General features: G+C 44.6%; 16 protein-coding genes. 6 read left to right on the plus strand and 10 right to left on the minus strand.

Annotated features, from left to right (window positions below):
- Positions 1–119 precede the first annotated feature (119 nt).
- Positions 120–1,028, minus strand: a complete 909-nt coding sequence (gene nagK, locus L4D05_RS04655; protein WP_428793180.1) for an N-acetylglucosamine kinase — start codon at positions 1,026–1,028, stop codon at positions 120–122.
- A gap of 151 nt (positions 1,029–1,179) precedes the next feature.
- On the minus strand, positions 1,180–1,932 hold the full coding sequence (locus L4D05_RS04660; RefSeq protein WP_428793181.1) for a tRNA-uridine aminocarboxypropyltransferase: 753 nt from the start codon (positions 1,930–1,932) through the stop codon (positions 1,180–1,182).
- A 70-nt stretch (positions 1,933–2,002) separates the two neighbouring features.
- On the opposite strand from L4D05_RS04660, the gene L4D05_RS04665 reads away from it, so the two are divergent.
- Complete coding sequence (locus L4D05_RS04665; protein ID WP_428793182.1) at positions 2,003–2,815, plus strand: sterol desaturase family protein; 813 nt, start codon at positions 2,003–2,005, stop codon at positions 2,813–2,815.
- 34 nt (positions 2,816–2,849) lie between these two features.
- Here L4D05_RS04665 and L4D05_RS04670 read toward each other — a convergent pair whose 3' ends face one another.
- Complete coding sequence (locus tag L4D05_RS04670) at positions 2,850–4,895, minus strand: methyl-accepting chemotaxis protein (protein WP_428793183.1); 2,046 nt, start codon at positions 4,893–4,895, stop codon at positions 2,850–2,852.
- Positions 4,896–5,043: 148 nt separating this feature from the next.
- Between L4D05_RS04670 and L4D05_RS04675 the strand changes: the two genes are divergently transcribed.
- Complete coding sequence (locus L4D05_RS04675) at positions 5,044–5,514, plus strand: NlpC/P60 family protein (RefSeq protein WP_428750801.1); 471 nt, start codon at positions 5,044–5,046, stop codon at positions 5,512–5,514.
- 87 nt (positions 5,515–5,601) lie between these two features.
- Here L4D05_RS04675 and L4D05_RS04680 read toward each other — a convergent pair whose 3' ends face one another.
- Positions 5,602–5,946: a DUF3802 family protein gene (locus L4D05_RS04680; RefSeq protein ID WP_428793184.1), complete on the minus strand. Its 345-nt coding sequence runs from the start codon at positions 5,944–5,946 to the stop codon at positions 5,602–5,604.
- A 307-nt stretch (positions 5,947–6,253) separates the two neighbouring features.
- On the opposite strand from L4D05_RS04680, the gene L4D05_RS04685 reads away from it, so the two are divergent.
- Entirely contained in the window at positions 6,254–6,805 is a 552-nt protein-coding gene (locus tag L4D05_RS04685; protein ID WP_428793185.1) for a porin family protein, read from the plus strand.
- A 115-nt stretch (positions 6,806–6,920) separates the two neighbouring features.
- On the opposite strand, the gene L4D05_RS04690 is transcribed toward L4D05_RS04685, so the two are convergent.
- From L4D05_RS04690 to L4D05_RS04715, 6 genes are all read right to left on the minus strand, one after another.
- A complete protein-coding gene (locus L4D05_RS04690; RefSeq protein WP_428793186.1) occupies positions 6,921–7,478 on the minus strand; it encodes a YceB family lipoprotein in 558 nt (185 codons plus the stop codon).
- A 184-nt stretch (positions 7,479–7,662) separates the two neighbouring features.
- A complete protein-coding gene (locus L4D05_RS04695; RefSeq protein WP_428750805.1) occupies positions 7,663–7,974 on the minus strand; it encodes a c-type cytochrome in 312 nt (103 codons plus the stop codon).
- Between the two features lie 82 nt (positions 7,975–8,056).
- Positions 8,057–10,753 (minus strand): arsenate reductase (azurin) large subunit, encoded by a 2,697-nt coding sequence (locus L4D05_RS04700; RefSeq protein ID WP_428750806.1) that lies wholly within the window; start codon positions 10,751–10,753, stop codon positions 8,057–8,059.
- A 2-nt stretch (positions 10,754–10,755) separates the two neighbouring features.
- Positions 10,756–11,355 carry an arsenate reductase (azurin) small subunit gene (locus tag L4D05_RS04705; protein WP_428750807.1) on the minus strand — a complete coding sequence of 200 codons (600 nt, stop codon included), beginning with the start codon at positions 11,353–11,355 and terminating at the stop codon, positions 10,756–10,758.
- Positions 11,352–12,590: a cytochrome-c peroxidase gene (locus L4D05_RS04710; protein ID WP_428793187.1), complete on the minus strand. Its 1,239-nt coding sequence runs from the start codon at positions 12,588–12,590 to the stop codon at positions 11,352–11,354. The genes L4D05_RS04705 and L4D05_RS04710 overlap by 4 nt, the downstream gene beginning before the upstream one ends.
- Positions 12,591–12,600: 10 nt before the next feature.
- Positions 12,601–13,692 carry a cytochrome-c peroxidase gene (locus L4D05_RS04715; RefSeq protein ID WP_428750809.1) on the minus strand — a complete coding sequence of 364 codons (1,092 nt, stop codon included), beginning with the start codon at positions 13,690–13,692 and terminating at the stop codon, positions 12,601–12,603.
- A gap of 373 nt (positions 13,693–14,065) precedes the next feature.
- Between L4D05_RS04715 and L4D05_RS04720 the strand changes: the two genes are divergently transcribed.
- From L4D05_RS04720 to L4D05_RS04730, 3 genes are all read left to right on the plus strand, one after another.
- Positions 14,066–16,384 (plus strand): HEAT repeat domain-containing protein, encoded by a 2,319-nt coding sequence (locus tag L4D05_RS04720; protein WP_428793188.1) that lies wholly within the window; start codon positions 14,066–14,068, stop codon positions 16,382–16,384.
- 197 nt (positions 16,385–16,581) lie between these two features.
- On the plus strand, positions 16,582–19,083 hold the full coding sequence (locus L4D05_RS04725) for a PAS domain S-box protein (protein WP_428793189.1): 2,502 nt from the start codon (positions 16,582–16,584) through the stop codon (positions 19,081–19,083).
- The gene (locus L4D05_RS04730) at positions 19,076–20,416 is read left to right on the plus strand and encodes a sigma-54-dependent transcriptional regulator (RefSeq protein WP_428793190.1); all 1,341 of its coding nucleotides are present in this window, start codon (positions 19,076–19,078) and stop codon (positions 20,414–20,416) included. The genes L4D05_RS04725 and L4D05_RS04730 overlap by 8 nt, the downstream gene beginning before the upstream one ends.
- The last annotated feature ends 203 nt before the right edge of the window (positions 20,417–20,619 follow it).

The raw sequence follows: 20,619 nt of genomic DNA on the forward strand, positions 1-20,619 counted from the left end.
CATTTCCGATAGTTCTCTACCCTATTCGCATTAACCTTGCTACTGAACAACCAGCTATAAAAAAAGCCAATGGTTACAAACCATTGGCCTAAAAATCTGAGTTTATTCTTGGAAATTAATTACTTAATATTCAAGAACGCTGCGCCACGAACACCACCAGAATCACCGTGTTTCGCTTTGACAATTTTCGGGCATTTCGCTACCGACATCAGATGCTTAGGAATACGCTTAGGCATCTCTTCGTAAATGAGAGCGTAGTTTGACAATCCACCACCCAACGTTACTACGTGCGGATCGTTACCGGTGAAGATATTCGCCAAACAAATCGCGAGTAATTCCATAAACATGTCAACAAACTCTGTTGCAGTGGTATCACCCGCCTCACGTGCTTTAATGATATCAATCGCTTTCTTCTGCTCACCATAATAATGGGCGTATAGAAGCTCAAAACCACGACCAGATAAATAGTTATCTAAACAGCCTTTGTTTCCACAACCACATTCTAATAAAGGGGCGTTTTCACCAAGATGGAACCACGCATCAATAGGAAGACGCATGTGGCCAAGCTCACCTGCGACGTTATTGCGGCCAGAAAACACTTTACCTTTGTAGATAAGACCGCCGCCGAAACCCGTCCCCAAGATGAGTCCCATGACAGATGGTGAATCTTTTAATTCATCATCCCATGCTTCTGACAAAGCAAAGCAGTTCGCATCATTCTCTAATTTGACTTCACGACCAATTAACGCTTCCAAATCTCGTCGAAGTGGTTGCCCTTTCGCACAGGCAATGTTCACTGTTAATACTGTTTCGTCGTCTGCATCTTCCATCCCAGGCAGACCCAGACCGACTTTACCTTCAACACCAAACTCACTGTCATATTTCGCGACTAGACCTGCAAGCGTATCAAGTAAAACTTGGTAATTGTCACTTGGTGTTGGGACACGTTCAGTTGCCACTCGTTCTAGGTTTTCGTTGAATGCACCAAACTCAATTTTTGTGCCACCGACATCAAAGCCGTAATACATACAAAACTCTCCTTGCTAACCCAAAATTCGGGTGAAAAATAAATATCTTCGGGCATTATCCATATCCCTACCCCCTCAAACCGTGACTCAGCGCTAAGTTATCTTCTTGTCTAACCTAGTTGCTCAACAAGTCAGCACAATCTCAAAAAGTTTAGAGGGATGTCTCGTTTCCGATCATGGCAATATACTTATGCAGATCTGGTCTTGTGTGATCGATTGAATAACGGGTCTTGCTCATCATGTAGCTTTCTCTAAACGCCGCAAACCAATGGTCAAGTACCTGCGATGCCTTTGCTTCGCCAAACTGTTCAAAGACCAAACTCGCCACTTCAGCCGTTGCTAAGTGCTCTTCAATACTTGATTTTCTCATTACGTAGTTCGATATTGCTTCAGGCTTAATTGAGCACACTGGAAACTCATCTAGATAAGGCGATTTTCGAAAAATACGGCGGGCTTCGCGCCAGCTGCCATCTAAGAAGATAAACAATGGTTTTTTAGCTGTAGCGATTGCTCCATGCTTTTTCTCAAGCGTCATCAAGCGCGACTTGTTATCGACGTAATCTTCGGGAAACACGACAATTGGTTGATATCTTTCATCGCTAAGCAATGCAAGTAAGCGGGAGTCGGGTTCTGTACGTCTCCAAGCATAGGCATACCCTTCTTTTACTGTATCTAGAATTAGACGCCCGGTATTACTGGGTTTTAATATCTCCGCGTCAGAGACTAGCAGTAACACTGCTATGTTGGACTCAACATCTGGTTGGTATTGGCAAATACAATACTGCTGCGCAATTTGACACTGAGGACAACGTTTAACCTTCGCGCCGCGCGCATTAAACGGTTTGGTGGCAATAGCCAATCGATCATTATAAAGTCGGTGGAAAGCGTGAAATCTCATTTTCATGGTAATCTTAGGGCAGATGCCGGAATTCTAACCCTGCTTATCCCATTTAGACAAAGGAAACCGCAAATTGATGGAAAATAGCGACGCGATCCGTCTACTCATTTTTATCACAGTGCTTGTTGCTTGTGCGGTATGGGAATACCAATCACCAAGAAAAGACCGGACTCGAACCCGTCAACTTCGTTGGACCAATAACCTTGGCTTAGTTGGGCTCAATTCTATTCTATTAGCGACGATCATGCCCTTACTAGCCATCGACGCGGCTTATCTGGCTCAGCAAAACAACATCGGTTTATTCAACCAATTTGACGCCATCAGCCATTCTGAACTTGCCCAGTGGTTGCTTATTCCACTCTGTGTCGTGCTGCTCGATGGTGCAATCTATTTCCAGCATCTCATTTTTCACCGTGTGCCTATTTTATGGCGCCTACATCGTATGCATCATTCGGATCGTGATATTGACGTCACGACTGGCGCTCGGTTTCATCCCATCGAAATTATATTGTCGATGATCATCAAAATCGCACTAATCCTGTTACTCGGTGTACCTCCACTCGCAGTGTTGCTGTTTGAAATCATTCTCAATGCTAGCGCAATGTTTAATCACAGTAATGGCTTTCTGCCGTTATCCGTTGACCGACCCCTTCGTAAATGGATAGTGACGCCCGATTTTCACCGTGTACACCACTCTATTATCACCAAGGAAACGCATTCCAACTTTGGCTTCTTCCTGTCTATTTGGGATCAGCTTTTTGGTACCTACCGAGCGCAGCCCGAAAAAGGCCATCAAGATGTCATCATCGGGATTCCCCAATTTTCCGACCCTAGGGAACAAAGGCTAGACAAGATGCTCACCCAGCCTTTTAGAGAGCCCGACTCGTAGAGACCTTAGCTTATAAAAACTCTGCCTTTATCACTTAGTGCGTATTCTGAGCCAGTCGGTATTTATGTAACATCGCCTGCTGATGCCCAGCAATATCGGCGACTTGCTCTGCACTCTCAACCATAGACTCTAACTGCAAGTTAGCGTTTTCAGCTTGCGCACTCACGTGAGTAATAGAGCGCCCTACTTCGGCTGTGGCCCGCTCTTGCTCTTCTGTGGCAACAGATACTTGTTCAACCCGTTGGCGGATCTGAGCAATGGCGTTTTCAATGTCCTCAAACGAGGTTTTAACACGCTCACTTGATACCAGCGCCTGATTCATTTCATCTCGCGACTCAATGACAGACTGACGCGATTCTTGGGCGGCTTCTTTAAGCTCTGTCATCATTTGACGGATGTTTGTCGTTTGGCTGGAGGTGTCACTCGCTAGCTTTCTCACTTCATCCGCCACAACCGCAAATCCACGCCCCATATCCCCAGCGCGCGCCGCTTCAATCGCCGCGTTTAACGCCAATAAATTCGTGTTATCTGCAATGCCACTAATAAGATCCACCATTTCTTGAATTTGCTTCACTTTTGTATCGAGCTCATCCATTGACTCTGCATTACTGGTTAACGTGGTTTCCAATGAGTGTAAACGCTCTCGATTTGATTCCACGGCCTCCAGCCCCAACGTTGCAAAGCTCTCGGCCTGCTGTGAGTCGCTCAACGAAGCATTGGTAACAGAAGAAATTTCATTGATCGAGGCTTCTAGTTGCGTCACGGTTGTCACCATGCCATCTAACGATGTGTTTTGTTCACGCATACTATTGCGGGTTTCTTCTGCCGCACCATGACTGATTTCCGCAGTTTGATATAAGGTTTCACAATTTCTTGTCACCATTTCAATCGAATCGTGGGTAGACTTCGTGACGTTATTGAGTTTGAGCGCAATATTTTGAATCTCGCTCGGCCCCGTCAGTGCCACCGTGTTGGTGAGGTCATGCTCAGTCAATAACTTCAGCTGATTGGCAATATTTTTAAGAGAGCGGTTAACCCAACGACGCAGCATGAAAAAGATCAAAATAATGACAACAATCAAAATAGCGGTTGCGACAAAAAGGCTGTAGATGTTGAATTGAATCGTACTGCTCACCACCGCTTTACTGGCATCAATCAGCGATGATGCGGTATCGGATACCTCCGACAACAATTGAGTAGTTTCATCTGCCAAAGCAGTCGCTCGTGATAACTGTAATTGCTGCTGCTCCACCAGCTCCAGTCGAGCTAAAATCTGACGCAAGACACCATTAGATTGAAACCCTTCTTGAACCATGCCAAACGGCGCAGTCAAACTTGCAAATTCTTTTACTTCTGGATGCCACTGAGCAAAATCGTCAAAGGCTAAATCAATACCTGCAATTCGGTTTCGCATTTCACGGTATTGCTTCTTTGCTTCTGAGAGTCTGTCTTGCATCATAAGGACTAAGAACGTGCTTTCCATCGAACTTGCACTGGCAATGAAACGACTCGCGGCATCTGCAGCGGCTGGATTATCATCAGATAAAATTAGACTAATACGGTTCATTTCAGGTCCGATGGAACTCAAACCATAGCGAAAACCTCCCACCTCTTGGTCTATCTGCGCTTTCATTGCGACGATACGAGCCTGCAATTCAAGTATTGACTGCGTCAGTGACTGAAGCTCAACAATTTTGCTACTCAGTAACTCCTGTTGCTCAATTGTCACCGCTTGGTTGTATAGGTCGGCGATTTCAAACAGCTGTTCAGACTTGATTGTGCTCGCATCAACAAGTTCCGTAATACGATCTTGTATTGCGGCCAGCTCCTCACCCGAATTAGTTTGTGTCCCATAGCTGAGCAACTTAACTTGCTCCAACACATCTTGTGTTAAGCCTGCGTTGTTCATTGCTAACGGTAATGCGCGGTTGGAAAGCGAGTCAAATTGGCGATTAACTTGGGTAAGGCCATTCGCACTCAACCAACTTAGTCCGACAAAGAGCATTACAATCAGAAAGAATATAATGCTGAGTGAGCGAATCAGTGAGGTAGAACCTTTCCTTGCTGTCGAGCGTGTCATGCTAAGTCCGTTACATTAAGTCACACAAAGAGTGTCTTCTCATCTTGGATGATCATTAGACAACTAGTTGAATTAGTATAGAATTACTAGGAATAGTAGTTATTCTCAATGACAGATTTATTACACTTTTATTGAATGAAGATGACACATGAAGATTCATAAGTTATTGATAGTTTTCAGTATGGTGGCCGCTTTGTCAGCGTGTTCGTCTTCACCTGACCGTGCCGCTCACACTCAGCAACCCTACAATACAGCGGAAAACGCCCCATTTTTAAACGAATATAAAAAATGGCAGGGTGTCCCTTATCGACTTGGCGGCACGAATTTCAGCGGTGTGGACTGCTCTGCTTTTGTGCAAGCGGTTTATAACGATGCCTATTCAGTAAAACTACCAAGAACCACCGCTCAACAAGTTAACATCGGCAATAAAGTGAATTATAACAATGCACAAAGCGGCGATTTGGTTTTCTTCAAGACGGGTTATAAAACAAGGCATGTAGGCATTTATTTAGGTGGGAATACATTCATGCACGCATCCACGTCTAAAGGGGTGATTTTATCTCGTTTAGACAACCCCTACTGGGCGGCTAAATTCTGGCATTTCCGTTCCGTCAATTAACGATTCAGCTCAGTGTCTTGGTACAAAAAAAGAGGCTAAGCGCCTCTTTTTTATATTCTTAAATCGGGATAAACCTACGTTTAATCGCTAATCGTATTTTGCGACTGCGGTATCAAATAGGTTTTTAACTAATGCGATATACTCTTCAAGAAATGAGACTTGCTCATTGGTCGCGTTTCTATTCCAAACACCAGCCAACACCTCTTCAAGATCTTGAATCACCAAATCAACTTCTTTCAGTAACTTAAATCGTACACTTGAGTGAAGTTCTGGATTTTGTTCAAACAAAACCATGATATTCGACGCCACCATATCAGTCGCGACATCTTCAATGGTTTCTGCTCCTGTGTCCCCCACCTTCGAGGTAAACACATCCAAATTCATGGCTAAATGTTCTATCAATGCTTGATAGCCGTCAGTATTTACCACCACGACTGCTCTCCTAGCAACGGTAAAAATATAAGGTAAACATACCAAAGATAATTAACGTATGTAAGCTTTTGATTTAGAAAACCTACGCTATATTTCCGAGGTATGCTTCACTTCACATCTATCATTTCTATACGTTGTATCGCCTTAATCGATAGCAAACGGTGTTTTTTATTAACCAGTAGACACTTTTATCATTAAAATCATAAAGTTAAAGAAAAACCTCACATAAAATCATAGTATACGCCCAGCTATGCATAATACGCATTTAAATGAATAAAAAACCGCCAGTTTATAAATAGGTATCACTATGAAAACATCGTTACAACTCGCTTCGATTCTCTCTATGATTGGGTTATCGGCAACATGTGGAGCAGAAGACTTTTCTCACCACGTAGGTGTTCGTGCTGGGCTATGGAATCAAGAGCTTTCTGCGCTAGGAAATAAATCAGATGGGCAAGATGTTGCGTGGGGTTTTGAATACGTTGCATTAAAAACGATTAACGATTCTGGGAGTGTCAAACTTGGTCTCCACACTACCGCAGATATTTCTAGCGTCTCTCACGCCGGGGGAACCACTGACAACCGAATCTTTACCATTGCTCCCGAGGTGGCACTAAACCTCATGAGCAATTTTGATGCTTATGCCAAAGCAGGGCTAGGTTTTTGGAACACAAAATACAAAGTAGATGGGCAATCTGATACAGACAGCGGCAATGATTTTATCTACGGCATAGGCCTGAGATATGCGTTAAAGACTGGCGCCTATTCAAGTATTGAATACACCCATTTCAAAACAGATAGCTTGGGTCTCACACAAGACAATAATCAAGTTCTACTTTCTCTAGGCTATCGATTTTAATCCTGTGCTTCTTCAATCGCCAACGTTCTCGCTGGCGATTGAAGTCTACTTTGTCCTACTACCTATCTGCTACCATCTAACAAATCCCTTCGCCTAAACGATACAAATCGGCCTTCTAATTAAACAACTCAATCACCAATTTATTATCTTTAACCACTAAATTTGGTTCGGCGGATTTGAGTAATGCCTCTTGGACTTTTGAATTATCCAGTTTATAGACAGGATACTCCGATAACGCGTAGCCAATCATAGACACGGCAGGTTTAATCAACGCTTTGATTTCAGGCGTCAGCCTTTGTTTGCCCTCATCAAACTGTTCCAAGCGCAGTGATTTTAAGAAAATTTCACCACTCTCCGCTTGATAATCAGGAATCGCACTGAATTCAAGGGCTAGATCTAACCCTATCTTTTCTGCATTGAGCATTTGAACTTCAGCAGTGGTATTAGCAAACACAGAGACTCGTTCAGCATCAGTTCGACCAATCTTAACCTCTAAATCGTCAACGGAAACCTGAGCATACATGACGTTCTCTATTCCTATCGACTGATTGAAATTGACGTTGTCGTGCAAATAGTCCGTCATGTCTTGCTCTGTAATACTGTAACTTGTACAACCTGAAAGTATTAATGCTGCACACATCAGCATTCGCCTTGCTGCTGTATATTTAACCATGTCTATTACCTTTACTACTGTTCTTCCTGTATTACTGTACTCTATCCTATGCCCATCCGCTTCTTTTAAAGTAATACGCTTGCAATGATTGCGTTAGCGTTCCAGAACTTACATAAAAAAACAGCGGATATTGTCCGCTGTTTTTTATCACCGTTTAACCTGTGTTCTCAACAGGAGAGGCTCACTACTTCATTGTTGAATAAAAAGCCGATATGTTTTCCATATCGACATCATTTAATGCGGCCACCATGGCGTTCATCGTAGGATCTTTACGGCTTCCATCTTTAAACGCTTTCATTTGTTTCACTAAATACGCCTGTTTCTGTCCTGCTAGATTTGGGTATAAATCTGTTGGGGAAATACCGTTTACACCATGACAAGCGATACAGGTAGACGCTTTTGCTTTACCAGCTGATGCATCAGCTGCAATTGCGGAACTAGAAGCCATGAGCCCTAGTACTGTGGTCGCGATAACCAAGGTAATACCTTGTCTCATCGTTTGCTCCTTACAGTTAATAGTGATGATTGCACAAAAATAAAAACGCACCGAGAGCCCTACACCCTCGATGCGCCCTCATTTAAACGATATTCCTTGGTGCAAAAGAGAAAGCGCGGAATTCATTTTTATACTTCGATTCACCTAATTTTTTAATATTGGCAACCCCCATTTTAAAGTTGTAATTACCACTAATTTGGTCGACAACTCTTGTTGTTAGGGAGTTAGATGGCTGCCTCATATCAATCATGTTGGCATATAGCGCGCCCTTCTTCACCGCAGGTGTCACTATCGCCACTGCCGTTACCGCGGCTTTATCTAATTTAATGTGACCATTTTTCAGCAACGAACTGAACTGAAAGTCATCACTATGAACCCCCAAAATCGTGTCTTTAAAATTAGCTACGCGATCGGAATACATCATCACTTGGTCACCAGACTCAATACCCCGTTTTTTCGCATCATCTGGGTGGATCTCCACCCAATTCTCCGGCCACCGTTGAATCACGTACGCTCTACGCTCTACGTCATCAAAACCCGACTGCCAAATCTCGTTGATGCGCCCATTCGAGAACCAAAGTTCGTCATCTTTCGGCTGTAACCACTCATAGAAGTCACTAAATAGACCCCAAGGGTGTTTTTGTATATTGACCTTACCAGTTTGGCTATTAAATGCCGTGAGTTGCTTCTTGAGTACGTTTGCCCCTTGAGGGCCATCTGTTAGTCCTTTTTCTGCCAATTCTTCCATCGACATTTCGGTGTCATGCAGACGTTTCGTCCCCACCAGTTGCTTGGTGTCATAGTTATAGAACACGGGGCCTTGAATCCCTTCTGTTCCATACTCCCGCAGTTTTTCATGCAGTGTTTTACCTTCCTCATGCGCGGCTACTTTGATCATATGAAAATCTTTGCGACTTCCTCGGCTAAAGCGTGATGCTTCTTCTGCAACATCATTTGACTCATTCCAGTCAAAGCCGTCGTACCCCATACGAGTTGCCAGTTGCGAAACAATCCACCAATCAGGTTGTGCTTGTCCCGGTGCATCGGCAAATTTTTGGTACAAGCGTAACCGACGCTCTCCATTGGCTCGCATAAAGTCTACCTCGCCCCATGTCGCGGCAGGGAAAACAATATCGGCAAATTTAGCGCCAATCGGGTCTCTCAGGTAGATGTCTTGGTTTATCACTACCATGCCGCCAGAGTCCGCTCGTTTTTTCAATGTATCGATAATCTCTTGCTTATCATAGCTATACACTTGATGCGGATTGGCAGTCACCAATTCCCAAAATTTCTTTTGAAGCCCTTGGCTACCACACATAGCTTGGATCCAAGTTGTACCTATCACATGAGCAAATCGAGTATGTCCAGAATACAAATAACGGTCGGTATCAATCGAGCGGCGACGACGTCCAGGCACCTTCTCTGGTGATTTGTTACGAGGTAACTTACCTCCTGATTGTCCACCGCGCTGATGCCCCCCGAAGCGACCCACTACTCGTCCTTCACGGCCTCCGGCACCAACTACCGTCGCCAGCGTTGAAATGGCATTGGTATTACCGGTATTGTTTGACCAATAAAATCCTTTCTCAATACCTATAGAAGTTTTAGGGCGAACGCCATCAATCGGTTTGGCCAACATTTCAGCCGCTTGATAAATCTTCTTAACATCAACACCTGCCATCCCAGCCGCATATTCAGGATCAAACTCCTTCTGCTCTAGGTTCCATTTCTTATAGCCTTCAAATCCATCCGTTTGAAATTTGCCCCAAGTGGTTCGCCACTGCCAAGGCGTGTTACGTGTCCCCTGCCCAAAACCTGAGCTACTTTCCCATTTATTGTTCACCCAGTTTTGAATCCACTCGCTGTCCTCCCAACCATTTTCAAGGATCACACGAAGAATCGCGCCAATAACAAGGTTGTCGGAGCCAGGGTTCAAATCAATGTGCAGACCCCCTTGCTTCTTAAGCCAAGCAATGCCCGCGGTTTCACGGGGGTTTAGCATGACCGTTTTCATGCCACGTTGTACTGCAGGCATGATAAATTGCGTGAAGATGATCGTTTTCGTTTCGTAGGGGTCTGTGCCACAAATCATTAACGTGTCAGCGGCTCCCCAGTCATCATAGCTTGGCCCAAAATTATCAAAGCCGGCATCACGAAAGCCCGGCGTGGAGGTGACATCTGATGGGGTATCATGGAATGAGAAGTTAGCGGTATTGACATGACGAAGCGCGTATTTAGTAATAGCGTAGGTATTTTCTATATATTGATAAGAATACGTTTTTACCCCATACGCATTAGTACCATGGGTATCAATGACATGACGCCCAACTTCGGCGGCAATATCAAGCGCAAACTCCCACGGCACTGGCTGCAAACTCCCACCAATTCGCACTAAAGGCTGCGTTAAGCGGTCGCGTGTACCTGTCGCAGGGTTATACAGCTTTTGCGCCAACAAACCGCCACGCATTGACGAGTCACCCGTTTTGTTAACCGCTTTGGTGTCTTTGTCTGGAACAATCACAATATTGTGTGGTTTACCATTATGCATGACAACATTATGTTGAGCTGGTGCAACCCACGCCTGTAAGGGTGCACTTGGAAAGTTAACTCCGAACGCATTTTCATCGGCTTTCAATCCACCATTTTGCTGTTCGAGTGGCCAGCGATATACCTTATAGCCGCAAGCCACAATGCAATAGTCGCACGCTGTTGTGATCACCTCTGCATTCGTTGGTGGAAGCGGCGCGTGATCCTCAGGAATATAAAAGTTCGTGGTCATTGCTAGGCCTCCTGCATCGCAATAATGTTGTCAGTTCGACCAAATAGCAGCCCCATAATACCTACGGCAAATATCTCATCACCTTCCAGCTCTAGTAGTACCTGAGGTAAGCTTTCATACGCCTGACCCGAAACGATAATACCGTGACGGCGCATATCAAAAGTCGATAAATGGAACGGGCATTGCCCCAACACACGGTGCTCACCCACAACCTTATATTGTCCGTTCAGCGGGCCTCCTTGGTGGGTACACATAAGTGAAAAACCGACGACATCTTGTTTAGGTCCTAAACCGCCACCCGCTGGCACACCCATTTTCACCAACAACCCTTGTGAGTTTGGCCCGTCATCTGGGTAGTTAAAGTACAACGGTTCATTGGTCTTAAGTTCGCTAAGCTTACCAAGCAACTTTCTTGGATAACCTACGACGCGAGCTTGAGTACTTTGCGCTTGTGCGGTACCTGGAAACAATGTCAACGGCATGACTGCTGCGGTACCTGCTGTCGCACCGCTGTACATCAAAAAGTTACGGCGTGACATCATGCATTTACCGTGTGCCTCTGCGCTCTCTTTTTTGCTCAATTTGTCTGCATTAACACTCATTTTTTCACCTCCGCCAGCTCTTCTTCGCTGAATAGACGTTGGTATTCAGGCAACGTTGGGTAATCCATGGTAATTTTCTCTCCCGAGAAGGCCTGTAAAAACGCCAGCAAATTTTGTTTTTCTTGAGTCGATAGTCCTAAAGGTTGAATAAGGGAACTCTTGGTCTCTGGGAAATCCGTTGTTCTACCATCGTTTGCTATGCCACCGCGGTCATAAAAATCAATCACATCGGCTAACGTTGCTATTGTTCCGTTATGCATATATGGCGCGGTATATAACGTATAGCGAAGGCTTGGTGTTCGGAATTTTCCTTTCATCTCCTTACGCTTGCCACGGAAGTAAACGCCGGGATCGGCCTTGGTTGAACGATACATTTTCTCGTTCGAGCCCTTAGCGTACAGTTCATAGCGGAAGGTGATCTGCGCCATTGGGTCATTTTCCCAACGCAGATTTGTCGGTACCCCAACGTTGTAATATTTCTGATCCGATGCCAATGCGCTATTGTGACAGGCGATGCATTTCGCTTTGCCTTCAAACAAAGACTTACCTGACAGTTGTTGCTTAGAAAGTGCCGATTTATCACCTAATAAATACTGATCAAGCGGCGTATCTTTTTGTACTAAAGTGCGTTCAAATGCGGCAATCGCTTTCCATGCATTGCTAACTTTTGGATAGTTATCGCCAAAAATGGCATTGAATTGTTCAACGTATTCTGGAACCAGAGCTAACCGCGCTTCCATAATGTCGTCTTCACCATTACCTGCTACCCCTCCTTTCGCAGCGCTTTTAGCTTGGCCTTCTAATGATTTAGATGATCCCGCCCAAAACAGTTTTTGGTAATACGCTGAGTTAATGATGGTTTGACTATTACGCCAGTGAACGGTGCCGGGATAGCCTAGAGACAGATCCGCAGGGAAGTCCCAACCCAGAGCAGGATTGTGACAAGCTGAGCAAGGTGTCGAGGTATCCCCTCCAAGCCGCCCATCAAAAAATAGTTGTTTACCCAGTGCGACTTTTTCTGCTGTTGTTGGGTTATCTGCGGGGGTCGGCACTTCTCCTAGTGGCGCTAATGATCGGTACGATTTACCGTCAAGCTCTACTGCAGGTAGCGCGGCCGCGATTTCGTCAGCATTTAATTTCGTGCTTTTTTCTTCCTGTTTTGCACATGCAGGCAGTGCCGTGAGCGCCATTAGCATTGCTGTCATTGCAGACAAGCTGATAGGATTCATTTTCATCTCGTCCTCCTTAATTTTTGGCATTGCGCCAATCAGAAATTAACTCATAGTTAAAATCTGGCTGAGCCCAAACATGTTGTTCTGAAGTTAAAGGCTCACCCGATAACGACTCTAAAAATGCAACTAATGCCTTTTGCTCTTTCCACGTCAGGTTCAATGGCTTAATTCGGGGATCTTTATTGCTGTCTTCACCTCCACCGTGGTTATAAAACGCAACAACGTCGACCAATGTTTCAAGCATGCCATTGTGCATATAGGGAGCGGTGTATTTCAGCTCACGCAGAGTCGGCGTGATGAATTTCCCCATGTCGGTTCCATCGGCCTTGTGAGTTTGTACATGTGCCCCAACATCGCGTTTTAAGTTCATGTAATTTTCGTTACCCATAAACATGTTGAACGCGATAAACGTTTGATGACGCATAGGGTCACGAAAAATATCAAAGTTTTCCGGCACTCCTGTGTTGTATGGGTTTTGATCGGTAAACAACGGTCCGTTGTGACATGATGAACAGCCAGCTTTACCTTTAAATAGTGCAAAGCCTTCCTCCGCTTCTGGAGAGAGCTCGTTGTTGTCAAACGCATTAGGGGTAGAGGTCAAGGTTTTTAGGTACTCAGGAATTGCTTTACGAACGCTGCCGTTTGAAGGTTCTCCGTATCCAGCCTCTTTAAACATCTTGACGTAGGTCGGATCTTGTTTGATTCGCTCTTGCATCAAACGCATATCCATATTCATTAGCCAATCTTCGGTGATGTTTTCGCGAGTGACATCATTTAGGTTGGTGCCGATGCGTCCGTCGTGAAACCAAACCTTTTTATGAGTGGTATTGATCAATGTGGGGACATTTCTAAAACCTTTACTGCCCGTATACGCAGGCCCCAAAGCCTCTGGAAATGAGTAACCATTATCTGGTTGATGACACGACGCGCACGATAGCGCCGTATTACCCGACAAACGAGTATCAAAAAACAGGCGTTTTCCCAATTCTGCTTTAGCTGCGTCTATTTTTATTGTGGGCAACGGACCAAATGGTTCAGCTTCCGTTTGAGACCACGCCGAAAAAGAGACGCTGACTGTAGCAGCAAGGATCAGCAATTTTTTCATTATTATGCTCCTTAGCTTCCAAGCTATCGTTGCAAAGGCTTTTCAAAGCGTTATACAACATTTATTTATTTCGCCTCCCTAGCTAGAGCATAAATTGGACCAACTTTCTCATTTGCAATTATATATTTAAAAACAACAAGTTAGCCTATTGGTGACCTTGATCTCATTGGTAAAAATTGAACGTTTTGTTGAATTTATCATTACGGCATCTGAACGAATCGTTTAATTACTCAATAGCACTGAGTCAAAAGATTGATGTTCATAGCCTAACCCATTGATTATTTAATATTTATCTAATCATTCATCGTCGGCACGAAACCTGCTTATCTACTATCACTACGATCGCGGCTAACTTTAGAATAGGGATGCACTGATGCAAGATGTTGAGCACATTAAAACGGATGAAATACCTGCCGAGTCTACAGCGTTACAGCAGTCTCAAGCAGTATTGATAGAGTTACTGACAACGGGTGATGATGCCCAGAAGTGTTACAGCGCCCGAGCAGTAGCGCAAGGAAAGGTCGCTGCGGCGGAGTCAATACTCAATCAATGCTTATACGCAAACGATCCAGATGTCGTTATAGATTGCGTCTCTGCGCTGTCGGCGATGAAACTGGGCGATGTCACGTCACTAATAGATATTGCCATGCACCACCCCGATGGAGACGCTCGGCTCGCTAGCCTAGATGCGCTTGCCCCTCATTCAACCGACACTCGGGTAAAACAACTCTTAGAAGATATGGCGCTAGGTCGACAGCACAACGATCAATGGGGCCTAGCCAGTGACTGGGACGATTGGTGGGATATTCAAATAAAGGCCGTTTCCATTTTGGTCGAACAGACCCATGAAAACAGTCTGCCATTCCTGCAACAATTACTACAACAATTGCTTCAACAAGATCCAGAGCCGGAATTAGAGGCACTAATCTACAACGGTATTGCGAGGTTTAACCCCGAGTGGATCATCGACCAACTCCCCCATGCTGCACTAATGCAAAAGCGCAAATTGGTGAAGTCTTTAAGCCATAGCAATAGCCAAATCGCTAAAGCGCATTTGTATAAACATTTACGTGATGACGATGCCACCATTCGTAAAAATGCCATCAATGCGCTTGCAGAAAAACAAGCAAATGAATACTTCTGGGACATCGTAAAATGTTTAAAGGACGAGTCATCACTTGTTCAGCAACAAGCAATCGTAGCACTAAAAACCTTCCATGAACTTGAACAGCTCGATCGCTCTCGATTGGTGGGCTATCTCAAAGACGCGCCTGCCAATGCTTACTCCCAATTACTGGCACTATGCGTATCGCAACCACTCACAATAGCCGATCTTGATACTCTAATTATTACCGCGCGCCACGCCAACGCCGAAGCGTTGGTCGCATTGTTATCTCATTGGAATAATTTGAATTTCAACTCATCCCAACAGCAGCAACTTCTTGATCTTCTTATCCTCCGAATTGAAGAGCGTACTACCGCAGTCCATACCCAAATCCAACTCATTCGCCAGCTCACATTATTTGCCGGCCATGAACATCTCTCACTGCCTTTACTTGAAAAATTCATCAGCAAAGAAAATGAACAACTAGCAACGCCTTACTATGATAGCAGTGTCCGACAGGCGAGCTTTGATACTCTGAGTCATTCCACTCACCCAAATAGTGAACACCTAATCAAAACCATACTGTTTGGTACTCAGGCTTACCCCGACGCCATCGAGATCAACGAAATCACGGAAACTGATCCGGGTTTGGTCACGCTTCTTGAGCAACATGAGCAAAAGCTCAGCCAACCTATGGTCAATACGAACTCTCCCACTTCCACGCTAGGAATGATCCAACAAGCCAATGTTGAGTCAACATTAGTCACCCCAGCGCAACAAAATGACGACCAACAAAAAAACATTATTGACATGGTTGAAGGCATGGACGACACATTCGAGCAATACGCCGACATCGTTAAAGCCAATTTTGATAGTGCCGACCAGCTAGAACTTAACCGAAAAAAAATCGCTCGCTTACCCAAACTAGCGAACCGAATATTATTACTAAAGGCTCTAGGGCAGTCATCTCACCCTATGGCGGCGCAGTGGTTAATTGATTCCATTCTCGGTTCAGAGAGTCACGAGATGCGAGAGATTTTTTACTCACTCGCTCGCCTTAAAAAGCTCTACCCTAAAGAAAAGCAAATTGATAATGGTATTGGTGCGGCAGGGAATGCGCTTTATCACGGTGACGCCCTCCTTAAACAAGCCGCCGCTCAGTTCTTAACTACAATGCCAACTAGTCACGCTCTACCAGTGTTACTCATTGGCTTAAACGACGACAACGAGCACGTCCGACTCACCTGTTTGACATCTCTAGAGCCACATCTCGCAAGAATAAAACAGGTTCAGCGTGTTGACGTAGAGACTGCCATTAATAATGCGTTATCTGACTCATCCGGAGGGGTACGAAAGCAAGCGTTAAAACTTAGCTTCATGGTGCTAAAACCCGAGCTCTCCAACAAAGAATCCTTATCGCCATTGCTAGAACTCGCGTTGAATGATGAGGAATGTCATAGCATTGCCAATCTGGAATTTAAACGATTTGGAGACGATATAATGGCGCTGATTAATGCTCAATTGATGCAGTTGACCCATCATCGACAACCTAATGCGATTAAGCTTTTAGGAGAGTTAATGGGGTAATTTTCCCAAGCAATATATAGAGCATTACGCTCGCGCTTTGAATCAACACGGATAGCAAACGTAACATTGGCAACACCAAATACTGAAATACCGTGTTATCTAAAAGGCAGAGCAAACAGCGAAAATTCGAGAGTCGCCACAGATGCGCCTCTCGTTTTTTATTACCATTCTCCATACAAACACTATCTGGTTTCTTCATGAATAATGAGCTTGCTTCACCCACAAAGCGCATGTTTTTGTCTGAATGGTTACTTTGGGCGATTCCTGCCTACATTGCGCTGAGTGTGTTGATGAGTTTTCATTATCTACTGAGTATCGAAAACGACAAGCAATACGCACTGCACAATGAACGAGTCATCGTGAACCTTATTGAAGAAGTATTGGGGGAAACGCTTGTTAGGATGACGGCTGATGCTAAAAATCTCTCATACATCACCAGTGAACTCATTGCCAATCAAATAAATCCGAAAAAAGCGTTAGCGCAGTTTTATCGTCAATCCAGCGCCAACAACCCTAACTACGACCAAATCCGCTATATCGACAACTTAGGGCATGAGCAACTAAGAATAAACAATTATGATGGCCACATTAGTATCGTGCCTCAAGCAAAGTTGCAAAATAAGGCACACCGTTACTATTGGCAATTCTCTAACAATTTACAACCAGAACAAGTCTTTATCTCGCCGATGGATCTCAATATCGAGGGAGGAGAAATTCAACAACCAATAAAACCTACCATCCGTGTTGGTACACCCGTTTTTAGCAAAGATGGCCGACGACTCGGCGTCATTATTTTAAACTACAAAGGACGCCAGCTAATCAATAAACTATTTACTGTCGCGCCCAGTTTTACCAACCATGTCTACCTCTATAACCCACAAGGTGCAGCGGTTATCCACCCAATCGACAAGGGAAAAGCGGACTTTGTTATTAACTCAAACCGGGATATAAGCCATGAAGTGCTCTCTCAACTGCAACAGCAAAAAGAGGGACAAACCCTATTTGAAAACAACTACTACACGTTCAGTCAAATTAGTGCACCAAACAATGGTGATTGGACCATCATTTCTGTTTTCCCCGTCGACCGATTCAACCTCTCGCGCGCCGCCTTTAGCAATCAGTACACCATCGTTTACTTTATTGCTTTCCTAATTGCGACCATCGCTAGTACCGGTTTTTGTCGCTATCGAGTGCAAGGTCGCTATTTACGACAACAGCAAGCCTACGAGCAACAGTTCCGTCATACATTGGAAAATATCCAACTCGCGGCGGTCACTATCAACCCACAAGGCAACATCACTTTTTGTAATGACTTTTTTTTAAGCATGGTTGGTTACCAAAAACAAGATGTTGTGGGCTTTAACTGGGTAGAACGTTTTATTCCGGTAGAGCTTCAAGCACAAGCTCAAGAAGCACTGGAACAAGCGCTTCGACAGCAAACACATCAACCTCATAGTGAAAGCGTAGTCCTAAGTCACTCTGGCGAAATTCATTTAGTTTCCTGGACATCCACATTTACTAAATCTGATGACAGCGCGATATGTCTAACTCTTATTGGAGAGGATGTAACAGAGCAAAAAATGGCGCAAGACCAACTTCAACAACTTAGTCATGCCGTAGAGAGCAGCCAAAATTCGGTGATAATTACCGATCTGAACAATAAAATTATTTATGTAAATCCAGTCTTTTGTGAATTATCAGGGTATTCGCGAGAAGAAGTTATTGGTCTAAGCCCGAAAATTTTACAATCTGGAGAAACGCCAGCCTCCGAGTATAAATCCATTAAGCAGATGCTGAGAGCCGGAAAAGAATGGCGCGGTGAGTTTCATAATAAAAAGAAAAATGGTGAGCTATATTGGGAACGAGCCCGCATTTCCCCCGTCAAAAATATTGAGGGGCGTCCCCTTTATTATGTAGCAGTAAAACAAGATATTAGCGAAGAAAAGCGTCTAGAAAAAGAAGTGGCACGTCAAACGAGAGATCGTATTCAACATGAAAAGCTCGCCGCGGTCGGTAAAGTCGTTAACATGATTGCTCATGATTTACGTAATCCCTTAAGTTCGATAAAAATGGTATTGCAAATCCATGCTCGTAACGAGAAAAACGAGATGTTCGACATATCCCTCGAACAAGTGCGCTTTATGGAAGCTATTTTGGAGGAGCTGCTCGCCTATTCAAAACCGGATCAATTCAAACCAGAGTGGATCGATATAAATAAGCTGCTAGAAACCACCCTAGCAAGCCAACAAAAGCTGGCAATGCAGTCCAACGTCGAATTACTGATCGCCTTTCAACCGCACCTACCCACCATCTATGCTGATCCCATCAAGCTAAGACAAGCCATTCAAAATATCTTACTGAACGCGATGCAGGCATCGCAATCGACCATAGATAAAAAACCAACAGTGAAACTCAGTACCAACATCATGATCACAGATTCGGGCACTCAACTGCTCATCGATATCGAAAATAACGGACAATCCATTGATCCATGTTTAACTGAAAAAGTGTTTGAGCCATTTTTTACCACCAAAGCGAAAGGTACAGGGCTCGGACTTGCGATTGTCAAACGCATTATCGACTCACATCAGGGGCAAATCACCCTGTCACCAATATCACCCATGGGTACACAAACTCGGATCCGCATACCAACAGCGCCGCAGGCCGTCACCCCAGTAAAGGAAGCCGTCAATGGGTAAACTATTAATTGTTGATGATGATTCAGGGATAAGTCGTACTCTGCAACTGCATTATCAAACCCAATCACACACCGTCGAAGTCGCACATTGTGTCGACAGCGGTGTTGCCATCGCCCAATCCCTGCAACCCAATGTCATCATTCTTGATATTCGTATGGAAGGAAAATCCGGAATCGAGGGCTTACCTGAATTTAAAGCCGTTTGTCCTAGCGCACGAGTGATTATGATCACGGCATTTCATGACATGGACAGCACCATACAAGCCATGCAACAAGGAGCCGACGAGTACATTCACAAACCTATCGATATCGATGAGCTCGACCAAGCGGTTAACACCGCCATTAGCTACCATGCATCCAACTACCAAGAAGCAGTGGCGATTCCTGATACGTTTGGCCACTCGATGGTTGGTTCTTCCCACGCAATGAAAGAGATCTATAAGACCATCGGTAAAGTGGCACTTACCAACGCCTCAATTATGATCACGGGAGAATCAGGGACCGGTAAAGAAATGGTCGCGCGAGCCATTCATAACGCAGGTCGACCGGAAGGCTCCCCCTTCGTGGCACTCAATTGCGCCGCACTGGTCGAGAATTTACTAGAGTCTGAGATGTTCGGTCACAAAAAAGGCGCCTTTACTGGCGCAGTTTCCGACCAACCCGGCAAGTTTGAGCTTGCCAGTAAAGGAACGCTCTTTCTTGACGAAATTGGTGAGCTATCACTACAGATACAAGCCAAACTACTTCGCGTATTGCAAGAAAAAGAGTTCACTCCCATCGGGTCAAAACAAACAATAAAAAGCAGCGCGCGAATTATTTCTGCCACTAACCTTAATTTTGAGCAGGCGATCAAAGATAAAGCATTTCGTGAAGACCTTTTCTATCGCTTGCAGGTGGTGTGCATTCACATCCCTCCATTAAGGGAGCGACCCGAAGATCTCGAAGAATTGATCCCGGCGCTGCTCGCTCGCAGCAATAAAGAACTTGGTACTAAAGTCGCAAAGGTAGCGATCGACGCAATGACACTATTATGCCAGTACCAATGGCCGGGCAATGTTCGAGAGCTTGAAAACACCCTCACCAAAGCGGTTGCCCTTTGCCCCGGTGACATTCTTACTGTCGATCTCTTTGATGACTTAAAACCAAGCCGATCATCCGTTGCAGAGGTCATCCAACAACCTCAAACGACAAGTTTAGAAGAGATGGAATACCAGCACGTTCAACATATTCTAAAAAGTGTATCTGGGCACAAAGGAAAAGCCTGTGAATTACTAAAGATCAGTCGACCTAGACTGCAAAGGATTCTAGAAAAGAGCCCTAATGCTCTATCTTGAGTAATCGCCCTTCCACAGATAAAGGAACGATCATTCATTCCTGTAGATGGCCTCAAGATGCAAGGTTCCGAGCATCTCGAGGCGAGTTGACTACAAACCCTTCTGTGACTTACCTCTCATGTCTGTTATTTGTTGAATAAGTCTGTATAATCCGCCGCGTAACAATCTGTACTTTCAATTCTGTCGATTAGCGCTGTTATTGA

The organism is Vibrio nomapromontoriensis (assembly GCF_050337205.1).
GTDB classification, from domain to species: Bacteria; Pseudomonadota; Gammaproteobacteria; order Enterobacterales; family Vibrionaceae; genus Vibrio; species Vibrio nomapromontoriensis.